Genomic DNA, 22,465 nt, shown 5'->3' on the forward strand with positions numbered 1-22,465 from the left:
AACGCGGTGTCACCACGTCATCACCATGAGAGATGACGAGGCCCGGGAAGGGAACGGCAGTGAAACCGTTGAGAGAGATGACCACCGAGGAACTGAGCGCCGCGTTGGAGGCCCTGGACACCGAACGGCCCCGGGACACCGCCCTGCGTTTGGCGCTCTACCTGGAGCTGCGCCGGGCCGCGGCCGAGGAGTGGGTGTTCAAGGGCGAGGGCGAGGCCGGCGACGTGCTGGACTCCTAGACCGTGCTCCTCGGATGCCCTCGCCCGGCTCGATGGGGCCGAGGTCCCGCGGGCGGCCGTCCGGGCCGTCCCTCGCGAGACGGGGGCGGGGCCGGCGGCGCGGACGCCCCTGAGGGGTGCAGGCCCCTTCGATGGTCGCGCGGCCGAAGTGGTCCGGGGAACGGGGACGGTGTCGCCGCGCGGGGGCGGCGACGCGGCGGTCCGGAGGAGGGGTCCACCGTCGATCGGAGAACCGTCCGCCGGGGGTGACGACGGGTGGGTCAGTCGATCCCACCGGAGCGGATCCGGGCCAACCACCGCTCCGACGCGGCGTAGTCCGCCTCGGTCGCGGGGCGGGGGCGCAGGGGCGGGTCGACTTCGGTGGCCCGCCCGCTGCGCGGATAGCTGCCGAGGAAGCGCACGTCCCGGCAGACCCGGCGCAGTCCCATGAGGGCCTCGCCGACGCGGGCGTCGGCGACGTGACCTTCGGCGTCGATACAGAAGCAGTAGCTGCCCAGCCCGTCCCCGGTGGGACGGGACTCCAGCCGGGTGAGGTTGACCCCGCGCACGGCGAACTGGGTGAGGACCTCGATGAGCGCGCCCGGGTGGTCGTCGGCGATGAACGCGACCACCGAGGTCAGGTCGGTGCCGGTCGGCTCGGACGGCCGCCCCGGCCGGGACAGGTAGATGAACCGGGTGGCGGCGTCGGCGCGGTCGCCCACCCCGGTGGCCAGGGCGTGCAGCCCGTAGCGCTCCCCGGCGATGACGGCGCAGATCGCGGCGTCGTAGGGGGTTCCGGGCTCGGCGACGCTGCGGGCGGCGGCGGCCGTGGAGGAGACGGTGGTCGTCTCGGCGTCGGGCAGGTGGCGGCCCAGCCAGCCCCGGCACTGGGCCAGGGCGTGCGGATGGGTGGCCACCGTCTTGACGTCGGCCAGGGTGGTGCCGGGCCGCGCGAACAGGGCGAACTCCACCGGCACCGCGATCTCGCCGCTGATGACGAGCGGTTCGCCGTTGATGAGTTCGGCGATGGTGGAGGTGACGCCTCCCTCGACCGAGTTCTCCAGGGGAACGACGCCTCCGGCGACCTCGCCGGAGCGGACGGCGTCGAAGACCGCCGCCACCCCTTCACAGGGGATGCGCGCGGTGTCGGGCACGTCGGGGCGCAGGGTGCGCAGGGCGGCCTCGGTGAAGGTGCCCTCGGGGCCGAGGTAGGCGTAACGGTCGGGCATGGTGTTCAGGCTATACGCACCCGGGGCGCCGGGGTCGGTCACGGTTCGCGGCGCGGCTCGGGCGCCTTGCGGATCGCGGTCCGGCGTCGCGACGCCGGGGACGCGTCGCCCGGTCCGACCGGTTCCACCACCTTCGGGCCCCCGGCCCCGGGCTCGGTGTCGGCTCCGTCCGACGCCCCGGGCTCGGGTTCGGGCTCGGAGACGACCGTCACCGGCGCCTCGGCGTCCTCGGGCACCACCGGACCGGCCACCCGGGTGACGGGCGTGGTGGAACGGACACCGTCGCCCAGCCGGGCGGCGCGGACGACGCGGTACTCCTCGGGGCTGAGCAGGGTCTCGGACTCGCCCCGCACCACCGCCTTGGCGTAGGTGCGCGACTCGGTGCGCCCGTTGATGGAGGTGACGACCACCCCGTCCCCGTCGCCGTTGAGCAGCGCCAGGGAGAAGGACCGGGCCCCGGACATCTCCTCCAGGGCGTCGTAGTGGAGCACCGCCATGTCGCGCACGGCGAAGGGATCGATACCACCGGCCTGCGCGGATGCGACGGCGCGTTGGGCGAGGACACGGGTGTCGGCGTCGATGGCACGTGCCCTGGCCAGTGCGTACCCGCCGAAGGCGAGTGCGCCCAGACCCGTGAGCACGCCGAGGACGGCCAGGATCATGGTGAACACCGTGTGAGCGTACCGCCACCGAGAGCACCCATGGTGCTGTTATCAGCGATTTTCACCGGAGGATGGCCGACTCGTGCCCCTCCGCCGACCCGCACCGCCGATCCGGCGGCGCGGTCCCGCCAGGGTCCGGCGCACGAGGGCGGGCAGTTTCCGGACCGCGAGGGCCCGGAGGACGTCGGTGAACTGGCGCGCCCGGTGCAACTGGGCGCGCATGTCCGTGCCGGTGGCGCGGTGCTCCAACGGCACCTCCACCTCGATCACCCGCAGGCCCGCGCGCAGGACGTCGATGGTCAGCCCGGTCTCCACTCCGAAGCCGGGCGCCAGCGGTCGCGCGGCCTCGAACGCGGCCCGGGTGATGCAGCGCTGCCCGTTGAGCGGTTGCTCGGGTTCCCACCCGGTGGCGCGGCGCACCCCGCCCCGGGCCAGGCGCACCACGAACCCGTGCCCGCCCAGGCGCAGGCGGGTGGCCGGGAACAGCGCGATGGTCATGTCGGCCTTGCCCTCGACGACGGGGTCCAGCAGGGGCGCCGCCCCCGCGGCGCTCGCCTCCAGGTCCGCGTCGAGGAAGAGCAGGTGTCGGGGCGGGCGAACGCCACCGGCCCCCTCCTCGTGCTCCTCGATGAGGCGAACACCCTCGGCACCGGTCTCCATGGCCGCGCCCTTGCCCCGGTTGCGGCTGTGCCGGAGCACCCGGGCCCCGGACGCCAGGGCCACCTCGGAGGTGCCGTCCGTGGAACCGTCGTCGACCACGATGACCAGGTCCACCCCGGGCAGGGCCCGGGCGGCGGTCACGGTACGGCCCACGCGGGCGGACTCGTCCTTGGCCGCGATCACCACGGCGATCCCGGCCGGCTCAGGGCCGCCGGTCCTTCCCCGTATCATTCCGGGCCGGTCTACGACGCGGTCCCGGTCCCCGCGGCCACCGGCAGCGCGTCGGTGTCGGGGTGGATGACGAAGACCTCGTGCAGGCCGGTGACCTCCAAGACCTTCATGACGGCCGGTTTGGGCGCGACCAGTTCCAGGTCGCCGCCCTTGTCCCGGGAGCGTTTCATGGCCGAGAGCAGCACGCTGATGCCGGTCGAGTCACAGAACTCGGTCGACGACATGTCGATGACCAACCGTCGGGCCCCCTCGTCGAGGGCCGCGATGAGTTCGTCGCGCAATCGGGGTGCCGTGTACAGGTCGATCTCACCGCCGACGGTTACCACCGCGAGGTCATCTTGAGATCGGCTCGATATCTTCAACTCCACAGTCGTGACTGTAGCGGCCCGCTCCGGGCCGGGCCACCTCGTGGACGGTGTTTCGCGACATCGGTCCCCTTCGCTCCCGAGGGGGCCGACGACGGCGGTCCGTGCGGGCCGGGACGGGGACCGCGCGCCAGGTCAGAGCAGGGCGCCGCGGACACGGCCGCCGTCGTGGACGGCGAAGGACAGGGGGTCGGAGGGTCTGGCGCCGGTACCGGGACGAGCGGTCGAGGACCGGTCCGGGGTCGAGGTCGGTTCGATCACCGCGCCGGTCGCGCCCGCCCCGGCGTCGCCGTCCTCCGCGGACAGGTCCAGGACGGCCCACACCGTGGTGGTGGTCGCGTCCATCTCGGTGCCCCAGCGGCCGGACAGGTGCTGGACGATCCCCAGGCCACGGCCGCCCAGACCGGAGGTGGAGGGTCGGGCCACCCGGGGCATCGTGGTGGACCCGCCGTCCCGGACGGAGATCTCGATCCAGCCGCCGGCCCCCCGGGAACCGTCGACCTCCGCCCGCCAGGAGACGCCGACGCTGTTGGCCGGGTTGGCGGGGGTGGGCAGGGGGCTGGCGTGCCGCAGGGCGTTGCTGACCAGTTCGCTGATGATGAGGGCGGCCTCGTCGATGCGCTCCTCGTGGATCTCCATGGCGCGCAGATCATCGCTGAGCCGTCGTCGCGCGCCCATCACGCTGTGGGGAACGTAGGGGAGGATGACGTGCCGCTCGACCTTGCTCGGGTGCTCCCCGGCGTCGAACGGGGTGTGATCTCCTGACACGGCTTTCGTCCCTGCGCGTTCGTGCTCTGGTGCGGTCCGGAACCCGCCCGTTGTGTGACGTCGAATTCCACCAGGGGTGGAAATGCCCCGATCACCTCGAACGGAAACCAACGTCCAGGTGAATCAACCGGTTCGGCCGGCCGTGGGACGCGCGGATCGTCGGCGTGGCAGGGGTTCGGGGTTTGGGGATATTTTTGACGACTCCTGTGACGCAGGTGGCTTGAAGGACGTCTGCCCACCGGTCACCCCGGCCCGGACGGCCGCCACCCCGGGCGGTTCGACGATCGCCGTCCGCGGGCCGTCCGGATCGGGGCCGGCACCCCCGTCCCGGTACAGCGGGAGGGTGAAGTACATCCGGGTACCGCGCTCCAGCCGACGGGCCCTGACGTCCCCGCCCTGGTCCTGGGCGAGTTTGCGGACGATGTACAACCCCAGGCCCAGACCACCGAAACGACGCCGGTCGCCGCGCACCCCGCCCTGGAAGAACCGCTCGAAGACCCGCTCCTCGTCGCCCGGCCGCAGACCGGGGCCGTCGTCGTCCACCGACACCGCGACCTCGTCGCCCTCCACGGTCACCGTGACGTGCACCGTGCCGCCCTCGGGGGAGAACTTGATCGAGTTGTCCAGCAGCTGGTCCATGATGATGCCGGTGGCCAGCGGGTCGGCGAACACCGTCGGCAGGTCGTCCGAGGCGGAGAGCACCACGTCGTGCCGGTCCGACAGGGAGCGGAACGTCATCACCGCCTGGCGCAGCACCTGGGACAGCTCGAACGGGACCGGGTTGACGTCCAGTTCGCCCCGGGAGGCGTCCGATCCCAGGCTGAGCCTCTCCACCAGCAGCGTCAGCGCCGTCGACCGGTCCACGATGTTGCTCACCGCCTCGCGCTGCGCCTCCGAGCTCATCCGCGACCATTTGCGGATCAGGGTGGTGGCGAACCCGTGGATCGCGGTGATGGGGGTGCGCAGTTCGTGGCCGGTCGTGGCCAGGAAGGCCTCGCGTTCGTCCTCCATCGCCTTCTGCGCGGTGATGTCGCGAAAGTCCACCACCCACTCGTGGGTGCGGGGGATGCGCGCCATGAGGATCTCCAGCCAACGTCCGTCCTTGAGGCGGTGCTTGACCGGACGGCCGTGGCAGGCGGGGATGGGGAACGGCGGATGGCGGCCCTCCACGATCTCCGCCGGGTAACCGGTGAGTTCGACCGCCGACCGGTTCCACTTGCGCACCCGACCGCCGAAGTCGAGCACGGCGATGCCGTCGGCGCTGGAGTCGGCGACGGCCTGTTCGTGCACCCGCTGGTGGTTGAGCTCCTCGTAGGCCATCGCGTTGCCGATGGCCACCCCGGCGTGGGCGGCCAGCAGTTCGAGCAGTTCGAGTTCGACGTGGCCGACCTTGCGCTGGCTGTAGAGCGCGTACAGGGCGCCGTAGGGGCGTCCGTGCACGTTGGACACGCACAGGGCGATGGTGTGCAGTCCGGGCAGGTCGGCCCAGACCAGGTCCTGTAATCCCCGGGTGTCGTCGTTGGCGAGCAGCACCGACTTGCCGCTGCGCAGCAGTTCGCCGAACAGACTGGTCTCCAGCGGGGCACTGTACCCCTGGAGGGTCTGGGAGAGCCGGGTGATGCTCACCAGCTCCACACGGTCCTCGTTGAGCAGGACGAAACCGCCGGCGTCGGCGCCGGTCAGCTCGGTGATGCCGCTGGAGATGCGGTCCAGCACCGATTGCAGGCTGAGGTCGGCGTTGATGTCGACGACCACGTCGGTGAGCCGGCGCACCAGCCGGGCCCGCTCCATGGCGGCGGTGTGCGCCTGCGCCTCGTTGTCGGTGGGGTAGAGCGTGAGCACCCAGCCGTCGTGCCCGCCGTCGGGCGAGGTGACGGCGGCGGTGCTGACGCGCACGTCGATCGGGGTGTCGTCACGACGCACGCGCCGGGTGTGGATGGTCAACGGGGGCCCGGCGCGCACCTGTTCGAGCACCGCGCCGTGCTCGGCCTTCAGCTCGGCGGGGACGATCGGCAGCCGCCCCCCGATCACGTCCTGGGACCGCCAGCCGAACAGACGCTCGGCCGCCGGGTTCCACAGGCAGACCCGGAGTGCGCTGTCGAGACCGACCACCGCGTCCGCCGACGAGGCCAGCACGGCTGCGGCGCTGAGGGGCGCGCGCTCGGAACTCACGTCGTCATAGTGCCACCCGAAGGCCCCTTGGGGCAGGGCTTTGGGCAATCCGATCGCTTTCGGGCCCCGATGGGACTCAGATCACTCTCGGCTCGGCGTCCGAGGAGGTCTCCATGTCGAGCCCGGTGAGTTCCCAGGCCTGCATCCCGCCGGCGATGTTGACCGTCTCCCACCCCGCGTTGTTGAGCGCCGCGACGGCCTGCGCGGAGCGACCGCCCGCCCGGCAGACCACGTACACCCGAACGTCCCGGGGGATCTCCCCGGCCCGGGTGTTGAGCTCGCCGAGCGGGATGTGCACGGCGGTGGGAGCGTGGCCCGCGGCCCACTCGTCGTTCTCGCGCACGTCGAGCAGGTACCCGTCCTCGGGAACCTCGGTGACGTTGACCTCGGGCACGTTGCCGAACATCCTCAACCCCCTGTTGATCCGTGATCGTCTGAAAAGCCCGGGAAAGGAAGGGAACCGAACGTGACGCGGTGACGTCCAAGCGTCATGGCTCAGCACACCATCGCGACGGCCCTGCCGACCCGACTCGCCGCGCTCGCGGCCCTCGGCCTGCTTCTCACGGCCTGTGGCAACGAGCCCACCGAGGTGGGCGCCCCGGCACCGGGGTCCGACGAATCCAGTCCCTCCGCCCCCGACCAGGATGCCCCCTCCGAGGAGGGGGACGGTACCGAACCCCAGGAGAACGAGCCGGCGGACGGCTCCTCCGACATCGAACTGACCATCGAACGCTCCCTCGGGGACGAGGACGGTCTGACCCCCGAATCCGGTTTCGAGGAGGGGGTGTGGACGCTCACCTGCGCCCCCGAGAGCGGGGACCACCCCGACCCCGAGGCGGCGTGCGCGGAGATCGAGGAGGTCGGGACCGACCCCTTCCTCCTCGACACGAGCACCATGACGTGCACGATGCAGATCGGCGGGCCCGAGGTGGTCCGGGTGACCGGCCACATCGAGGACACCGAGATCGACACCGAGTTCAACAAGCGCAACGGTTGCGAGATCGATCGCTTCTCCGAGGTGGAGGCGGTGATCAATCCCTGATCGAGCCGCCCCGACGCAGGACGACGGGGGTGTCCCAGAAGGCGAGTTCGTGGCGCATGCCCTCGCGGAAGAAGCGCTCGGCGCGCTCGGGGTCGGGGGCGGCCTCCTCCAGCCTGCGCCCGTACCGCTCGGTCAGCTCGGTGAACGCCGGGTCGGCGTAGGTCTCCACCCACCTGCGGTAGCGAGGTTCGTCCGGCTTGTCCTCGGCCAGGGCCAGACCGAGCCGGTTGTACCCCCACATGCACGGGTAGACGGCGGCCAGGCCGTCCCGGTAGTCGGCGGCGGCGTCGACGATCCAGGCGGTGTAGGCGGCGCAGGCCGGCCCCTTGTCCCGGACGGTGAGGTCGGCACCGAACGCACCGGCCAGGGAGCGGTGCAGTTCGAGTTCCTCGTTGAGGGTGCTGTGCGCGATGCCGACCAGATCGGCCAAGTGGTCGTCGGGGGCCTGCCAGGCCAGGCGTGAGAAGGCGCGCGCGTAGTCGAGCAGGTAGAGGTGGTCCTGCTCCAGCCAGTAGCGGAAGGCCCGGTCGTCGAGGTCGCCTCGGGCGATGCCGGCGACGGTCGGGTGCGCGAGCTGTTCGGCGACCATGGGCCGCCCGATCTCGTGAAGGCGTTCGATGATTCCCACGAACGCAGTGTGCCACCCGGGTCGTACGGGCCGAGGCGGCGCCCCCCGACGTTCGGGTTCTCCGAAATTTTCGGTATCCGATCGTTCCATCATCCCTCCGGTCACTCACCCCATACAGCGGCGAACAGGGCTTTTTCTCCGGAGATCTTCAGATCCTGTGATTCACCTCTCTCCACTTCTTGACCCGGGTGTCCACCGAACGTACATTCTCGTTCCATTGGTTTCGATAAAACTTCCGAAAGTTTCTAAGCTCCGGAAAGGACACCCGGATGACCTCACCCCCCGAACCCCTCGAAGGCGCCTGGCGGGACACCTCCCTGCCCGCCGGCGTCCGGGTCGACCGGCTGCTGGCCGCGATGACCCTGGAGGAGAAGGTCGCCCAGCTCAACGGTGTGTGGGTGCGCGCCGACGCCTCCGGCGCCCCGGTCGCCCCCCACCAGCACGACGCCTCCCGCGAACCGCTGGTGTGGGAACGGGTCGTCCAGGACGGACTCGGCCAGCTCACCCGCCCCTTCGGCACCGTCCCCGTGGACCCCGCCGCCGGACGCGCCTCCCTCGCTCGCAGCCAACGCGAGATCATGCGGGCCAACCGCTTCGGCATCCCCGCCATCGCCCACGAGGAGTGTCTGACCGGCCTGGCCGCCTGGCGGGCCACCGTCCACCCCGTCCCGCTCGCCTGGGGCGCGACGTTCGACCCCGACCTGGTCGAGCGGATGGCCCGCGCCATCGGGGAGACCATGCGCCCGCTCGGCGTCCACCAGGGCCTCGCCCCCGTCCTGGACGTCACCCGCGACCCCCGCTGGGGGCGCACCGAGGAGACCATCGGCGAGGACCCCCACCTGGTGGCCACCATCGGCACCGCCTACGTGCGCGGCCTCCAGTCCACCGGGATCATCGCCACCCTCAAGCACTTCGCCGGTTACTCGGCCTCCCGCTCCGGTCGCAACCTGGCCCCGGTGTCCATCGGCCCCCGCGAGTTCGCCGACGTCATGCTGCCCCCGTTCGAGACGGCCGTGCGCGAGGGCGGTGCCCGTTCGGTCATGCACGCCTACAACGACAACGACCGGGTCCCGGCCGCCGCCGACCCCCGGCTGCTCACCGACCTGCTGCGGGACCGCTGGGGGTTCGAGGGGACCGTCGTCGCCGACTACTTCGGCATCACCTTCCTGCACACCCTGCACCGGGTCGCCGAGGATCCCGAGCGGGCGGGCGCCCTGGCCCTGACCGCCGGTGTCGACGTCGAACTCCCCGACCCGCACTGCTACCGGGACCGGCTCGTCGGTCTGGTCCGCTCCGGGGAACTCGACGAAGGACTCGTCGACCGGGCCGCCCGCCGCGTCCTGCTCCACAAGTGCGAACTGGGCATGCTCGATCCCGACTGGTCCCCCGACCCCGACGACTCCCCCGTCGACCTCGACCCGGCGGCGCACCGCGACCTGGCCCGTACCCTCGCCGAACGTTCCGTCGTGCTGCTCGACAACCCGCGCGGGGTCCTGCCGCTGGCCGCCCCGCGCACCCTGGCCCTCGTCGGCCCGCTCGCCGACACGCCCGACGCGATGCTCGGCTGCTACACCTTCCCCTCCCACGTGGGCCGCAGGCACCCCGAGGTGCCCCTCGGCGTGTCCGTCCCCACCGTGTACGAGGCACTCCACGGCGAACTGCCCGGCACCCGGATCGTGCACGTCCCCGGCTGCACGGTGGACGGCCCGGAGACCGACGGCATCGACGCGGCCGTCGCGGCGGCCCGGGGCGCCGACGTGTGCGTGGTGGTGCTCGGCGACCGCTCGGACCTGTTCGGTCGCGGTACCTCGGGGGAGGGCTGCGACGCCGAGGACCTGCGTCTGCCCGGGGTCCAACAGGACCTGTGGGAGGCGCTGACGGCCACCGGCGTCCCCGTCGTCGCGTTACTGATCACCGGCCGCCCCTACGCGCTGGGGGCGGTGGCCGACGCCTCGGCCGCCGTCGTGCAGGCGTTCCTGCCGGGGGAGGAGGGCGCCTCCGCCATCGCCGGGGTGTTGTCCGGCCGGATCGGGCCCGGCGGCCGGCTTCCCGTGTCGGTCCCCCGCTCGCCCGGCGGACAGCCCACCACCTACCTGGGCGCCGACCTGGCCCACCGCGGGGAGGTCAGTTCGGTGGACCCCTCCCCCCGGCACCCGTTCGGGCACGGCCTGTCCTACACCTCTTTCTCCTGGGAGGACCCGCGCGTCGACGGACGCCCCCTCGACGCGGGACCGGCCCGGACGTCCACCGACGGGGAGGTGACCGTGGGCTGCACCGTCCGCAACACCGGGCACCTGGCCGGGACGGAGGTCGTCCAGGTGTACCTGCACGACCCCGTCGCCCGGGTGGCCCTGCCGCGGCGGCGTCTGGTGGGGTACGCGCGGGTGGACCTGGAGCCGGGGGAGGCCCGCGCCGTCGACTTCACCTTCCACGCCGACCTGTCCTCCTACACCGGACCCGACGGGCTGCGCGTGGTCGATCCGGGCCGGCTGGACCTCATCCTGGCGGCCTCCGCCACCGACACCCGGCACACGTTCACCGTGATGCTCGAAGGCTCCGCCCGCACCGTCGACCACACCCGCCGTCTCACCGGGACCGTGCGGCTGGATCCGGTGGGGGAGGCGGCCCCCGGGGACCGGGAGATCACGAACCGGTCCCGGATCGGAGGCTGAGGGCGCGGAGAGGAAGGGGGAAGGGAAAGAGGAAGGGAAGGGGGATCTCGCGTCCGGGACGACGGGGCCGGCCATGGCCGGGAGCGGTCACCGTGGTCCCGGGCGGTCCCGGGCACCCGATTCCGGACATGCGAGAACCCGGTGACGATCGAATCGCGATCTTCACCGGGTATCTTGTGGGCGAGGAGGGATTTGAACCCTCACATCCTTTCGGACACACGGACCTGAACCGTGCGCGTCTACCGTTCCGCCACCCGCCCGAGTGACATGCATTCAGTTGTGTTGCCAGGTGATTCGGGCTTTTCGTCCGTTTCCCCTGGCGACATGGATAAGGCTAGCACGGCCCGGAGGTGGGTCGCACATCGTTTCTCCCGGGGTTCCGAGAGGCGCTCCGTGCCCCTCTTGCGGGGGTACGTATGAAACCAGGGGCACCATCGCCCGGTTACGATCGTCTACACATACGGATGTGGAGTACAAAGGGAGGTACCTCGTGGGAGTGCTCCAACGCTTCGAGCGCAGGCTTGAGGGCATGATCGAAGGCACCTTCGCGATGGCCTTCAAGTCCGAGTTGCAACCGGTCGAGGTGGCGAGCGCCGTTCAGCGGGAGATGGACGAGCGCGCGGCGATCGTCGCCCAGGGTCGCACCCTGGTCCCCAACGACTTCATCGTCGAACTGGCGACCAGCGACAAGGAGCGCCTGGAGGTCTACGCGGACAGTCTCGGCCAAGAGCTGTCCAAGCTCGCCCGCGACTACGCGACGGAACAGGGTTACTCCTTCGTCGGCCCGGTCCGGGTCCACTTCAGGTCCGACGACGGGCTCAAGACCGGCCGCTTCCGCATTCGTTCCGGTGTGGTCCGCGGGACGATGGTGAGCAAGGAGGGCGAGGTCCGCACCCCGGTGGGCGACCCCACCCCCGGCACGCAGCGCCAGCCCGGTCGCCCCCGTCTGCTGATCTCCCCCGGCGGCGCCACCGCCGAGGGCAGCATCGCCAGCCACGGCATGCAGCAGTCCTTCGAGCTGACCACGCCGGTCACGCTCCTGGGCCGCGGCACCGACTGCGACCTGCGCCTCGTGGACAACGGCGTCTCGCGTCACCACGTGGAGATCCGCCTGGACGGGGACGAGGCCATCCTCGTCGACAAGGGTTCCACCAACGGGACCTTCGTCAACGGTCAGCAGGTGCGCCAGGCCCGCCTGGTGGACGGCACCAGGATCAGCCTCGGCCGCACCACCATGACGTTCCGGCGCGACTGACCACGGACCGGGTGATGGTCGAAGGACTCCACCGGCCGGCGCGATCCGGACGCAACCAACACCCTCGCGCCGGCGTCACAAAGGTCGAGTCCGAGGCCGGGTCCATTCCGGACCCGCTGTCGGATATCCGGCCGGGAAGGTAGTCTCCGCGAAGACCCGACCGATCGGGCACAATGGCCGCGACCCGAAGGCCGCGGACCAGCGACCTCAACTCACCGACGCGAAGGTGGGGAAGACACGGTGGCGGCGCCGATGACCGCCATCCCGGCCGGAGCACGACAGGGGCTGAAGAGCAGTTCGATGTCCAACTTGACCCTCATACTGATCAAGATCGCGTATCTCGCGGTGCTTTGGCTGTTCATCCTCATGGCGATCGGCGTGGTCCGCACCGATCTCTTCGGCCCGTCCAAGCGCAAGCCGAAGAAGAAGCCGCGCCCCGCGGCGCGCCCGGCCGCCTCGCGCGGCGGCGGGACCCCCTCGCACTCGGAGGCGGCCCGCCCCCCGCGTCCGCGACGGAACGATCCCACCGTCCTGGCCGTCACCCAGGGACCGCTGACGGGCACCACCGTCCCGCTCGGCGCCCAACCCATCCTCATCGGCCGCGCACCCGACTCGACACTGGTCATCACCGATGACTACGCCTCGGGCCGACACGCGCGCGTCTACTCCGACAACGGCCGCTGGTTCGTCGAGGACCTCAATTCGACCAACGGCACCTACCTCGGCCAACAGAAGCTGAACCGCCCCCAGCCCATCACGGTGGGTCAGCCCATCCGTATCGGCAAGACCGTCCTGGAACTGCGCAAATGACAATCGCTCTCCGATACGCGGCGTACTCCGACGTAGGATGCCTCCGCGAAGGCAACGAAGACTCCGGTTACGCCGGCCAGCACCTCCTCGCGGTGGCGGACGGCATGGGCGGCTATGCGGGCGGCGAGGTGGCCAGCTCCATCGCGATCTCCTCGATCCGTCGCCTGGACGCCGAGGACCACCGTGCCGACGACATGGCCGAGGTGCTCCAGCAAGCCGTCGAACAGGCCAACGCCTCCCTCTCCCGGCGGATCATGGAGGAACCCCGTCTGGAGAACATGGGCACCACCCTGACCGCCATGCTGTGGTCGGGACCCCGGGTCGCCCTCATCCACATCGGCGACTCGCGCGCCTATCTGCTGCGGGGATCGCGCTTCGAGCAGATCACCCACGACCACACCCTGGTGCAGACCCTCGTCGACGAGGGCAAGATCACCGAGGAGGAGGTCGCCACCCACCCGCAGCGGTCCCTGATCCTGCGCGCGTTGGACGGCAAGAGCCCGGTCGACCCCGACATCTCCATCAGCGAGGCCAAGGTCGGCGACCGCTACCTGCTGTGCTCCGACGGCCTGTCCGGTGTGGTCAGCAAGAAGACCATCCACGAGACGCTGGCGACCGAGGCCGACCCGCGCACCGCCGTCAAGAAGCTCATCGACCTGGCGATCCGCGGCGGAGGGCCGGACAACATCACGGCCGTCATCGCCGACGTGATCGAGACCGACACCGACCGCGAGGGGCCCACCCCCGCCTCCCAGCTGGTCGGCGCGGCCGACCAGCGCCGGGACGTGATGGAGCAGGGACAGGACACCCCGGCCCGACGGGCCCAGGAACTGCGCGCGGGCGGCGACACCGCCGAGATGGACCCCGTCCGCGACGAGCAGGACCCCGCGGGCTCCCCGGCCTATGCCGACCCCTACGGGGAGTCCTACGACGGGTACGAGGAGCCGGCGGCCCCCCGCCGTCCCCGCGACGGTCAGCCGACCGAGTACCACACCAAACGGTGGTGGCCGATGATCCTCGTCTTCGTGATCCTCGTCGGCATCGTGGCCGGCGCCGGCTACTACTTCGGCCGCCAGTACGTCGACGGCCAGTACTACATCGGCCCGTCCGAGTCGGGCGAGACCGTCGCCATCTACCGCGGCATCGACACCGACCTCGCCGGGCTCAGCCTGTCGGAGCAGGTCGAGGACACCGAGATCCCGCTGGACTCGCTCACCGACGCGGACCGTCAGCTCATCAGCGGCAACGTTCCGGCCGATGACCTCGAAGACGCCCGAACGACGGTGGACGCGCTCCGCGAGAACGCGACGCCGGCACCGGGCGACGAGGGTGACGAGGAGACCGGGACAGAGGAAGGAAGCGGGTGAGGCCAGGTGAGTGACACGTCGGAACCCGAGGCCCCCACCGCACTCCCCCCCGTCAAGCGGCGCAACGCCGAACTCGTCCTCATCGTGTTGGCCGTGCTCATCACGATGATGGGCATCGCGATCGCCGGTCTCAACCTCAACGGTCGGGTCCCCGCCGCGACCTGGACCGTCGGCCTGACCTTCGGCGCCTTCGCCGTCGCCGCCCACGCGGCGATGCGGTTCGTGGCGCCCTACGCCGACCCGCTCATCCTGCCCTGCGCCCTGTTCCTCAACGGCATCGGCGTCGCCATGATCTGGCGGCTCAACGCGGTCGAGAGCGAGAACATCGAGAGCGCCGGCGTGGGCATGCAGTTGGTCTGGACCGCCCTCGGCCTGATCTTCTGCTTCCTCATCATCATCTTCCTGAAGGACCCCCGCGTCCTCCAGCGCTACACCTACGTCAGCGCCCTGATCGCGCTGGTGCTGCTGGCCCTGCCGGCCCTGCCGGTCATCGGCCACGAGGTGTACGGCGCCCGACTGTGGATCAAGATCGGCCCGATCACCTTCCAGCCGTCGGAGTTCGCGAAGATCGCGCTGGTCATCTTCCTGGCGTCGTATCTGATGAGCAAGCGCCAGGTGCTCCAGATCGTGGGCAAACCGATCAAGGTCGGCCGCTTCACCCTCATCGAGCTGCCCCGCGCCCGTGACCTGGCGCCGATCCTGGTCGGCTGGCTGATCGCCATCGGCATGCTGGTCGTCCTGCGGGACCTGGGCACCTCGCTGCTGCTCTTCGGCACGTTCCTGGCGATGCTGTACGTCGCCACCCAGCGCTCCTCGTGGGTGACCCTGGGTCTGGTGATGTTCGCCGGCGGCGCGACCGTCGCCCACCTCCTGTTCTGGCACGTGCGCGCCCGCGTCAACATCTGGATCAACGCCTTCGACAACGACGTCTACGAGGCGGTCGGCGGCAGCCAGCAACTGGTGCAGGGCATCGTGGGCATGGCCTACGGCGGCCTGTTCGGCACCGGTCTGGGCGCCGGGCGGCCCACCGACATCTTCGCCGCCGACAGCGACTTCATCCTCGCCTCCATCGGTGAGGAACTGGGCGTGACCGGCCTGCTGGCCGTGCTCATGGCCCTGTTCCTGCTGGTGGAGCGTGGTATGCGGGTGGCACTGGCCTCGACCGGCACGTTCAACAAGCTCCTGGCCAGCGGTATGGCGTTCGTGCTGGTGTACCAGACCTTCATCGTGCTCGGCGGTGTCTCACGGGTCATTCCGCTGACCGGCTCGACCACACCGTTCATGTCCGCCGGCGGCACCGCCCTGCTGACCAGCTGGATCATGATGGGCATCCTCCTCCGCATCAGTGACAACGCACGACGACCGGCACCACAGGCGATCCAGGACGAGGGCGCGACCCAGGTGATCCGACGATGAACACGACGATCCGCAGACTGAGCATCTTCTGTCTGTTCATGTTCCTGGTCCTCATGGTCAACGTCACCTGGATCCAGGGCCTCCAGGCCCCGGCCATCCTGGAGGACCCCCTCAACAAACGCCAGTTCGCCGAACAGATCAGCGCTCCACGCGGTCCGATCCAGGCCGGCGGCGAGAACATCGCCTACTCCGAGAACATCGCGGAAGAGGGCAGGTCACCCCGGTACCAGCGGATCTACGAGGGCGGTCAGATCTACACGCCGATCGTCGGCTCCTTCCGCAACTTCGGTGCCTCCGGTATCGAGGCCGTCGAGGACGACCTGCTCAACGGCAGTGACGACCGGCTGGCGGTGCGCAACTTCCGCGACATGATCACCGGCCGCGACCCCGAGGGCGCCCAGGTGCAGCTGACCCTGGTGCCCGAGGTCCAGCAGGCCGGCTACGACGCGTTCGAGGCGCTGGGCGGTAGGAACGGCGCGGCCGTCGCCCTCGACCCCGAGACCGGGGCGATCCTGGGCGCGATCTCCTACCCCTCCTACGACCCCACCCCGGTCGTGGACATCAACAACCCCGGCGACTCCACGGCCGCGTACGTCGAGCTGGAGAACGACCCGAACAAGCCGCTGCTGAACCGGGCGCTCAACGAGCGTTATCCGCCGGGTTCGACGTTCAAGGTGGTCACCGCCGCGGCCGTGATCGAGAACCTCGACGCCACGCCGGACAGCACCATCGCGGCCCCGGACCTGTTGGAGTTCCCGTCCGGCCCGCCGCTGCCCAACGCCATGGGAAGCTGCAACGGCGGCCAGCCCGACACCCTGGCCCACTCCATCCAGATCTCGTGCAACACCTCGTTCGCGAACTGGGCCATGGAGGTGGGCGGCCAAGCGCTCAGCGACCAGGCGACCGCGTTCGGGTTCAACCCGGAGGAGCAGCTCACGGTGCCGTTGTCGGTGGTCGACAGCTACGCCCCGGCCGAGCAGGACACGAGCATCCTGGGCCGCGCCGGCATCGGCCAGTCCAACGTGGAGTCCACCCCGTTGCAGATGGCGATGGTCGCCGCGGGTGTGGCCAACGGCGGCGAGGTCATGCGACCCTACGTTGTGGACTCGGTGCGCGACTCCGACCTGTCGGTGATCACCCAGACCTCCCCGGAGACCCACTCCCAGGCGGTCAGCGCGCGCACCGCGGACATGCTCACCGAGATGATGGTCCTGGTCACCACCCCGCCCGAGGGCGGCGGCACCAACGCCGCCATCCCCGGCATCGAGGTGGCCGGCAAGACGGGCACCGCCGAGAACGGCACCGACAAGACCCACAACTGGTTCATCGGTTTCGCTCCGGCGGACGACCCACAGATCGCGGTCGCCGTGGTGGTCGAGTTCGGCGGCGGCACCGGCAACGAACTCGCGGCACCGGTCGCCAAGGCGTTGATGGAGGCAGTGGTTCTGTAGTGAGCACCTACGAACCGTCTTCTCAGAACGGTCCCGGCGGACTCGCCGGGACCGTTCTGAGCGACCGTTACCGACTTGAGGAGCAGATCGGCTCCGGCGGCATGGGCACGGTCTGGAAGGCCACCGACACCCTGCTGAACCGGCCGGTCGCCGTCAAACTCCTCCACCCGTCACAGATGGCGGAGCCCACGGCGAGAGAGCGCTTCCGCACCGAGGGGCGGATCACGGCCGGGCTCTCCCATCCCGGGATCGCCCAGGTCTTCGACTACGGGGAGGAGAACGGCCGGGCCTTCCTCATCATGGAGCTGGTGGTGGGCGAACCGCTCTCCCAGGTCCTCAAGGAACGCGGCGGCCTCACCCCGGACGAGACCCTCGACTTCATCGGCCAGGCCGCCCAGGCGCTGGCCGCCGCGCACGCGCGCGGCGTGGTACACCGTGACATCAAGCCGGGCAACCTGCTGGTCACCGGTGACGGTCGGCTCAAGCTCACCGACTTCGGGATCGCCCGCGGCAACATGTCGGTCACCCTGACCCAGACCGGCATGGTCATGGGGACCGCCCAGTACATCTCCCCCGAGCAGGCGTCGGGGCGGCCCGCGACGGCGGCGTCGGACCTGTACGCGCTCGGTGTGGTCGCCTACGAGTGCCTGGCCGGGGAACCGCCGTTCACCGGTGACAGCCCGGTAGCGCTGGCGCTGGCGCACACCCGCGACGAACCGCCGCAACTGCCGGAGCACATCCCCCCGGACCTGGACGACCTGGTCTTCCTGCTGTTGTCGAAGGAACCCGAGGAACGACCGGCCTCCGCGGGGGACGTGGCCCACATGGCCGCGATCATCCGCTCCGAGGCGGGCACCGGGCCGCCCACCCCCTCCGCCGGTTTCAGCGGTGTCGCCGCCACCCGGGTGGTGTCCGCGGTCACCGACTCCGGTCGGGGCACCGGGGCCCACACCCGGCGGACCACGGGACAACAGACCGTAAGCCCTGGTCGGGAAGGCGACTCCGCTAGGCTGGGCTCGCAGCGGAGGATCGGCCTGCCGGTGATCCTCGCCGCGATCGGCGCGACGGTCCTGATCGTCGCGGCCGTCCTGGGCGGCTTCTTCCTCAGCGGCGGCTCCTCCGACGGGGCCGACAACGTACGGGACGTGACCACGCCTCCGGCGACCGTGGAGGACGTCACCCCCAGTCCCACCGAAGAGGACGAGGAAGACGTGCCCATCGAGGCGCCCGTCGTACCCGAGTACACGCCCGAACGGCAACCGAGCGTTCCCACGGAGACCCCCTCCCCGGACCCCGAACCCAGCGATGGGGAGACGGACCCCGAACCCGAGCCGGGTGACGACGGCTCCGAGGGCCCCGGCGAGGGGACCGACCCCGTGACGCCTCCCGACGAGGAGGACCCCCCTCCCGGTGGCGGCGGTGACAACGGCGACAACGACATCGTGACGAGGCAATGAGCGAAAGACGCTCCGAATAGAAGGTCCGCACGCGGGCCCGGTGAGAACAAGGATCAGTACACGACATGTCCCAACCCCGGCTCTTCGGCGGGCGCTACGAACTCGACGCTACCGTCGGGCGCGGCGGCATGGCCGAGGTCTACCGCGCGCGCGACCTGAGACTCGACCGCCTCGTCGCGGTCAAGACCCTCAGGCACGACCTGGCCCGCGATCACGTGTTCCAGGCCCGGTTCCGACGGGAGGCGCAGTCCGCCGCCTCCCTGAACCACCCCGCGATCATCGCCGTCTACGACACCGGCGAGGACATGATCGACGGGCTCTCGATCCCGTACATCGTCATGGAGTACGTGGACGGTCGGACCCTCAAGGAACTCCTCGACGACGACCGCAAGCTCCTGCCCGAGCGCTCCGCCGAACTGGTCGACGGCATCCTCAAGGCGCTGGAGTACAGCCACGACAACGGGATCGTCCACCGGGACATCAAGCCCGCCAACGTGATGCTGACCCGCAACGCCGAGGTCAAGGTCATGGACTTCGGCATCGCCCGGTCCATGGACGACAACCAGGCGACCATGACCCAGACCTCGCAGGTCATCGGTACCGCCCAGTACCTGTCACCGGAACAGGCCCGCGGTGAGCGGGTGGACCCGCGCAGCGACATCTACTCGACCGGGTGCGTGCTCTACGAACTGCTGACCGGTCGGCCCCCCTTCACCGGCGACTCCCCGGTGTCCATCGCCTACCAGCACGTTCGCGAGGAGCCGGTGCCGCCGTCCCAGGTGGACCCCCAGGTGCCGGAGTGGCTGGAGGACATCACCCTGCGGGCGATGGCCAAGGACCGGGACCAGCGGTACCAGAGCTCGGCGGAGATGCGCGCCGACATCCAGCGCGGTCTGGCCGGCATGCCCACGCAGGCGGGCACCATGGCGATGGCGGCGGCCGGGGCGACGACGATGCTGCCGCCCACCGACGACCGCTATGACGACCGGTACGACGACGACTACGACGACTACGACGACGAGAAGAAGAACAACGCGGGCAAGACCGCGCTGTGGGCCCTCCTGGGCATCGGCGTGCTCGCGTCCATCGTCCTGGTGTTCTGGTTGCTCAACCGGGGCCCGGGGGAGGCGGAGCGGCAGGCCGTTCCGGACGTGGTCGGCTCCACGGTCGAGGAGGCCCGCGCGGACCTGGAGGCCCTCGGGTTCGACAACGTCAGCGAGGAACAGCGCGCCGACCCCGAGGCCGAGGCGGGCACGGTCGTGGAGACCGACCCCGAAGCGGACAGCGAGATCGCCGTGACCGAGCAGATCATCCTCTATGTCTCCAGCGGGCCCGACGCGCGGGAGATCCCCTCGGTGGAGGGGCAGAGCGAGGCCGACGCCCGCAGCACGCTCGGCGATGCGGGCTTCGAGAACATCTCCTCCGAACAGCAGTCGCACGCGAGCATCGCGTCCGGGCAGGCGATCGGCACCGACCCGTCCGCCGGGGACGCGGTCGCCCCGGACACCGAGATCACGCTGTACATCTCCAGCGGGCCGCAGCAGGTGGAGGTCCCCGACCTCCAGGGGATGACCCGCGACCAGGCCCAATCCGCCCTCGACCAGCGTGGTCTGGTGGCCTCGTTCCACGAGGTGGAGGACGCGTCCACACCGCCGAACACGGTCACCGCCCAGTCCATCCAGAGCGGCCAACAGGTCGACCCGGGCACCACGGTGACGGTGACGGTGGCGATCGCCCCGGCCCAGCCCGATCCGCCGACGGATCCCGAGCCGCAGGACCCGCCGCCGGACACCGGGGAACCGACCGACCCCGAGGAACCGGAGACGGAACCGGACGGACTGGTGATCGGACCGGGCCGGCAGGGCTGACGTGAGCGGGGCCGCCCCTGGAGGGGCGGCCCCGTCGCCGTTGTGCCCGCCCCTGGGGTGACACCGCGGTCCCTCCTGGGCGTAGACTGTGTTTCCGTTCTGACCGGCCCCACCCGTACTGGAGCAGCGACCGTGCCCAAGTCCCGCAACGATCGCAAGAAGAAGGTCGTTTACACACCGCCTCCTTCGAAGGAGAAGCCCAAGGTCAGCCCGCGTTGGCTGGTGCCGACCATGCTGGGCTTCTTCATCCTGGGCATCCTGTGGATCGCGGTCTTCTACATCGCGGGTCAGTACGTGCCCTACATGCAGGACCTGGGCAACTGGAACCTCGCCGTCGGCTTCGCCGGCATCATCGTGGCCATCGTCCTGGCCACCCGCTGGCACTGACCCCCCGCGCCGGGCACGACGCCCCGGCCGTGCCGATCCCCGCGGGGGCCGGCGCCACCGCGATCGTCACCGGGTCGTCCGCGCGGGTGGGCGGCCCTCATCACGATGTCCCGCGACCGGGTCGGGCCGGTCCGCGGCCGTGAACACACGACGAAGGCCCCCGAGGGCGATCTCGGGGGCCTTCGTCATGGCCGGATCCGTCAGGAGCCGTACAGAGCGGTGAGCAGCACCGGTGACGTGTACACGAGGGCCACGAGCACCACTCCCAGCACCACCATCGCCCCGATGTGGACGAGGCCCCTGGTGCTCGGGGAGGCGGACCGTCCGGGCAGATGGGCGAAGACCGCGCCCAGCAGCGCCCCGACGACCAGGCCTCCGATGTGGGCGGTCCAGGAGATCCCCGGGAACAGGAACGTGATGACGAGGTTGATCCCGAGCAGGATCGCGATCATCCGCACGTCCAGACCGAGCCTGCGCCCGATCACGAACACCGCGCCGAAGAGCGCGAAGATCGCCCCCGAGGCGCCGATGGCCAGCGTCTGCGGCGCCGCCAACAGGGTCAGCACCGAACCGCCGAGCGCGCCCAGGACCCACAGGGTCAGGAAGCGGCCGTGGCCCAGCCACCGTTCCAGCTGCGGCCCGAGGACGTACATGGCCCACCCGTTGAACAGGATGTGCCACAGGCTCCCGTGCAGGAAGGCGGAGGTGATGAGCCGGTACCACTCATCGCGGAACGCCACCCCTCCGCCCCACATGCCCAACTCCCGCACCAGGGGAGAGTCCCAGGCGTTCAGCGGCGAGGACGCCGTGAGCATCTGGGCGACGTAGCCGACGCCCATCAGTCCGAGGATCGCCCAGGTGACGTAAGGCGCGTTGATGGTCCCGCCCCCGAAGGGGGTACGGGTCCGGCGCACCGCACGGTTGCCCTCCGCCACGCAGTCGGGGCAGTGCTGCCCCACCGACGCCGTCACCATGCAGTCCGGGCAGATGGGCCGTTCGCACCGGCTGCACCCCAGCCGTGTCACCCGGTCCGGGTGCCGGTAGCAGGTGCGTCGGGCGGGCGGTTCCGGCTCCGGAACCGCCCCTGACGGCGGTGGCGAGGCGGTCATGGGCGGGGGCTTCCTCCTGTACTCGGCGTTCTCATCGGTCCTCCCAGCGGCTCCTCGTCGCTTCCCGCCGTGTACTAGCGGGTGACCTCGATGCTGTTGATCACCACGTCCTCACGGGGACGGTCCTGGGCGTCGGTGGCCATCTGGGAGATGGCCTGGACGATGTCGTCGCCCTCGACGACCTCACCGAAGATGGTGTGGCGGCCGTCGAGCCAGTGCGGCTTGTCGACGGTGATGAAGAACTGGGAACCGTTGGTGCCCGGACCGGCGTTGGCCATGGCCAGCAGGAAGGGGCGGTCGAAGCGCAGCTTCGGGTGGAACTCGTCCTTGAAGGTGTAGCCGGGGCCGCCGCGACCCGTGCCGAGCGGGTCACCACCCTGGATCATGAAGCCCTCGATGACACGGTGGAAGACCGTGCCCTCGTACAGGCTGCCGTTGCCGGGCTTGCCCGTGGCGGGGTCCATCCACTGCTTGGAGCCATCGGCCAGGCCGATGAAGTTGGCGACCGTCTCGGGCGCCTCCTCCTCGAAGAGCCGGATGACGATGGTTCCCTTGGAGGTGTTCAGCCGCGCGGTGGGCTGACCCGTGGAGTCCGACACCTGAGTGCCTTTCGGTCGACTTCGTTGACGTGATCACGTTACCCGTCCGCCACGCGGGCTTCGGCGTAACCCGGCGAGACCGGGGCGAACGCACTTCAC

Annotated in this window: 21 protein-coding genes and 1 tRNA gene; 11 read left to right on the forward strand and 11 right to left on the reverse strand. The window is 70.5% G+C overall.

All coding sequences use genetic code 11. The features are described 5' to 3' along the window. Positions 1 to 77 precede the first annotated feature (77 nt). A complete protein-coding gene (locus RM479_RS21470; RefSeq protein WP_397222796.1) occupies positions 78 to 239 on the forward strand; it encodes a hypothetical protein in 162 nt (53 codons plus the stop codon). Positions 240 to 499: 260 nt separating this feature from the next. On the opposite strand, the gene pheA is transcribed toward RM479_RS21470, so the two are convergent. The 7 genes from pheA to RM479_RS21505 form a co-directional block, all read right to left on the reverse strand. Then, positions 500 to 1,447 carry a prephenate dehydratase gene (gene pheA, locus RM479_RS21475; protein ID WP_311513561.1) on the reverse strand — a complete coding sequence of 316 codons (948 nt, stop codon included), beginning with the start codon at positions 1,445 to 1,447 and terminating at the stop codon, positions 500 to 502. A gap of 38 nt (positions 1,448 to 1,485) precedes the next feature. Next, a complete protein-coding gene (locus RM479_RS21480; protein ID WP_311513601.1) occupies positions 1,486 to 2,109 on the reverse strand; it encodes a DUF4446 family protein in 624 nt (207 codons plus the stop codon). Positions 2,110 to 2,160: 51 nt separating this feature from the next. Further along, positions 2,161 to 3,000, reverse strand: a complete 840-nt coding sequence (locus RM479_RS21485; protein WP_311513562.1) for a glycosyltransferase family 2 protein — start codon at positions 2,998 to 3,000, stop codon at positions 2,161 to 2,163. A gap of 11 nt (positions 3,001 to 3,011) precedes the next feature. Beyond that, entirely contained in the window at positions 3,012 to 3,368 is a 357-nt protein-coding gene (locus RM479_RS21490) for an STAS domain-containing protein (RefSeq protein ID WP_274812243.1), read from the reverse strand. Positions 3,369 to 3,500: 132 nt separating this feature from the next. Beyond that, positions 3,501 to 4,133, reverse strand: a complete 633-nt coding sequence (locus RM479_RS21495; RefSeq protein ID WP_311513563.1) for an ATP-binding protein — start codon at positions 4,131 to 4,133, stop codon at positions 3,501 to 3,503. A 123-nt stretch (positions 4,134 to 4,256) separates the two neighbouring features. Beyond that, positions 4,257 to 6,305, reverse strand: a complete 2,049-nt coding sequence (locus RM479_RS21500; RefSeq protein ID WP_311513564.1) for a sensor histidine kinase — start codon at positions 6,303 to 6,305, stop codon at positions 4,257 to 4,259. Positions 6,306 to 6,381: 76 nt separating this feature from the next. Continuing rightward, complete coding sequence (locus RM479_RS21505) at positions 6,382 to 6,711, reverse strand: rhodanese-like domain-containing protein (protein ID WP_311513565.1); 330 nt, start codon at positions 6,709 to 6,711, stop codon at positions 6,382 to 6,384. 84 nt (positions 6,712 to 6,795) lie between these two features. Here RM479_RS21505 and RM479_RS21510 point away from each other — a divergent pair, with 84 nt between their 5' ends. Beyond that, positions 6,796 to 7,347, forward strand: coding sequence for an SSI family serine proteinase inhibitor (locus RM479_RS21510; RefSeq protein ID WP_311513566.1), 552 nt, complete (start codon positions 6,796 to 6,798; stop codon positions 7,345 to 7,347). On the opposite strand, the gene RM479_RS21515 is transcribed toward RM479_RS21510, so the two are convergent. After that, positions 7,337 to 7,975, reverse strand: a complete 639-nt coding sequence (locus RM479_RS21515) for a TenA family protein (protein WP_311513567.1) — start codon at positions 7,973 to 7,975, stop codon at positions 7,337 to 7,339. The genes RM479_RS21510 and RM479_RS21515 overlap by 11 nt on opposite strands. Positions 7,976 to 8,244: 269 nt before the next feature. Here RM479_RS21515 and RM479_RS21520 point away from each other — a divergent pair, with 269 nt between their 5' ends. Next, positions 8,245 to 10,647 carry a beta-xylosidase/alpha-l-arabinosidase gene (locus RM479_RS21520; RefSeq protein WP_311513568.1) on the forward strand — a complete coding sequence of 801 codons (2,403 nt, stop codon included), beginning with the start codon at positions 8,245 to 8,247 and terminating at the stop codon, positions 10,645 to 10,647. Between the two features lie 177 nt (positions 10,648 to 10,824). On the opposite strand, the gene RM479_RS21525 is transcribed toward RM479_RS21520, so the two are convergent. After that, positions 10,825 to 10,907 (reverse strand) — tRNA-Leu (locus tag RM479_RS21525). Between the two features lie 230 nt (positions 10,908 to 11,137). On the opposite strand from RM479_RS21525, the gene RM479_RS21530 reads away from it, so the two are divergent. The 8 genes from RM479_RS21530 (at position 11,138) to RM479_RS21565 (ending at position 20,658) form a co-directional block, all read left to right on the forward strand. Further along, complete coding sequence (locus RM479_RS21530; RefSeq protein ID WP_446725090.1) at positions 11,138 to 11,902, forward strand: FhaA domain-containing protein; 765 nt, start codon at positions 11,138 to 11,140, stop codon at positions 11,900 to 11,902. Between the two features lie 300 nt (positions 11,903 to 12,202). Continuing rightward, complete coding sequence (locus tag RM479_RS21535) at positions 12,203 to 12,712, forward strand: FHA domain-containing protein FhaB/FipA (protein WP_449590053.1); 510 nt, start codon at positions 12,203 to 12,205, stop codon at positions 12,710 to 12,712. After that, positions 12,709 to 14,079: a Stp1/IreP family PP2C-type Ser/Thr phosphatase gene (locus RM479_RS21540; RefSeq protein WP_311513570.1), complete on the forward strand. Its 1,371-nt coding sequence runs from the start codon at positions 12,709 to 12,711 to the stop codon at positions 14,077 to 14,079. The genes RM479_RS21535 and RM479_RS21540 overlap by 4 nt, the downstream gene beginning before the upstream one ends. Positions 14,080 to 14,085: 6 nt before the next feature. After that, the gene (locus RM479_RS21545) at positions 14,086 to 15,495 is read left to right on the forward strand and encodes an FtsW/RodA/SpoVE family cell cycle protein (protein ID WP_311513571.1); all 1,410 of its coding nucleotides are present in this window, start codon (positions 14,086 to 14,088) and stop codon (positions 15,493 to 15,495) included. Beyond that, the gene (locus RM479_RS21550) at positions 15,492 to 16,946 is read left to right on the forward strand and encodes a peptidoglycan D,D-transpeptidase FtsI family protein (protein WP_311513572.1); all 1,455 of its coding nucleotides are present in this window, start codon (positions 15,492 to 15,494) and stop codon (positions 16,944 to 16,946) included. Before RM479_RS21545 ends, RM479_RS21550 begins: the two co-directional genes overlap by 4 nt. Beyond that, positions 16,946 to 18,403 carry a protein kinase domain-containing protein gene (locus tag RM479_RS21555; protein ID WP_311513573.1) on the forward strand — a complete coding sequence of 486 codons (1,458 nt, stop codon included), beginning with the start codon at positions 16,946 to 16,948 and terminating at the stop codon, positions 18,401 to 18,403. Before RM479_RS21550 ends, RM479_RS21555 begins: the two co-directional genes overlap by 1 nt. Positions 18,404 to 18,468: 65 nt before the next feature. Then, positions 18,469 to 20,271, forward strand: coding sequence for a Stk1 family PASTA domain-containing Ser/Thr kinase (gene pknB / locus RM479_RS21560; protein ID WP_311513574.1), 1,803 nt, complete (start codon positions 18,469 to 18,471; stop codon positions 20,269 to 20,271). Between the two features lie 132 nt (positions 20,272 to 20,403). Next, positions 20,404 to 20,658: a cell division protein CrgA gene (locus tag RM479_RS21565; protein WP_274812226.1), complete on the forward strand. Its 255-nt coding sequence runs from the start codon at positions 20,404 to 20,406 to the stop codon at positions 20,656 to 20,658. Positions 20,659 to 20,858: 200 nt separating this feature from the next. On the opposite strand, the gene RM479_RS21570 is transcribed toward RM479_RS21565, so the two are convergent. After that, the gene (locus RM479_RS21570) at positions 20,859 to 21,767 is read right to left on the reverse strand and encodes a rhomboid family intramembrane serine protease (RefSeq protein ID WP_311513575.1); all 909 of its coding nucleotides are present in this window, start codon (positions 21,765 to 21,767) and stop codon (positions 20,859 to 20,861) included. 74 nt (positions 21,768 to 21,841) lie between these two features. Next, positions 21,842 to 22,366, reverse strand: coding sequence for a peptidylprolyl isomerase (locus RM479_RS21575; RefSeq protein ID WP_311513576.1), 525 nt, complete (start codon positions 22,364 to 22,366; stop codon positions 21,842 to 21,844). Positions 22,367 to 22,465 lie beyond the last annotated feature (99 nt).

This window comes from Nocardiopsis lambiniae, from assembly GCF_031845465.1.
Lineage (GTDB): Bacteria > Actinomycetota > Actinomycetes > Streptosporangiales > Streptosporangiaceae > Nocardiopsis > Nocardiopsis lambiniae.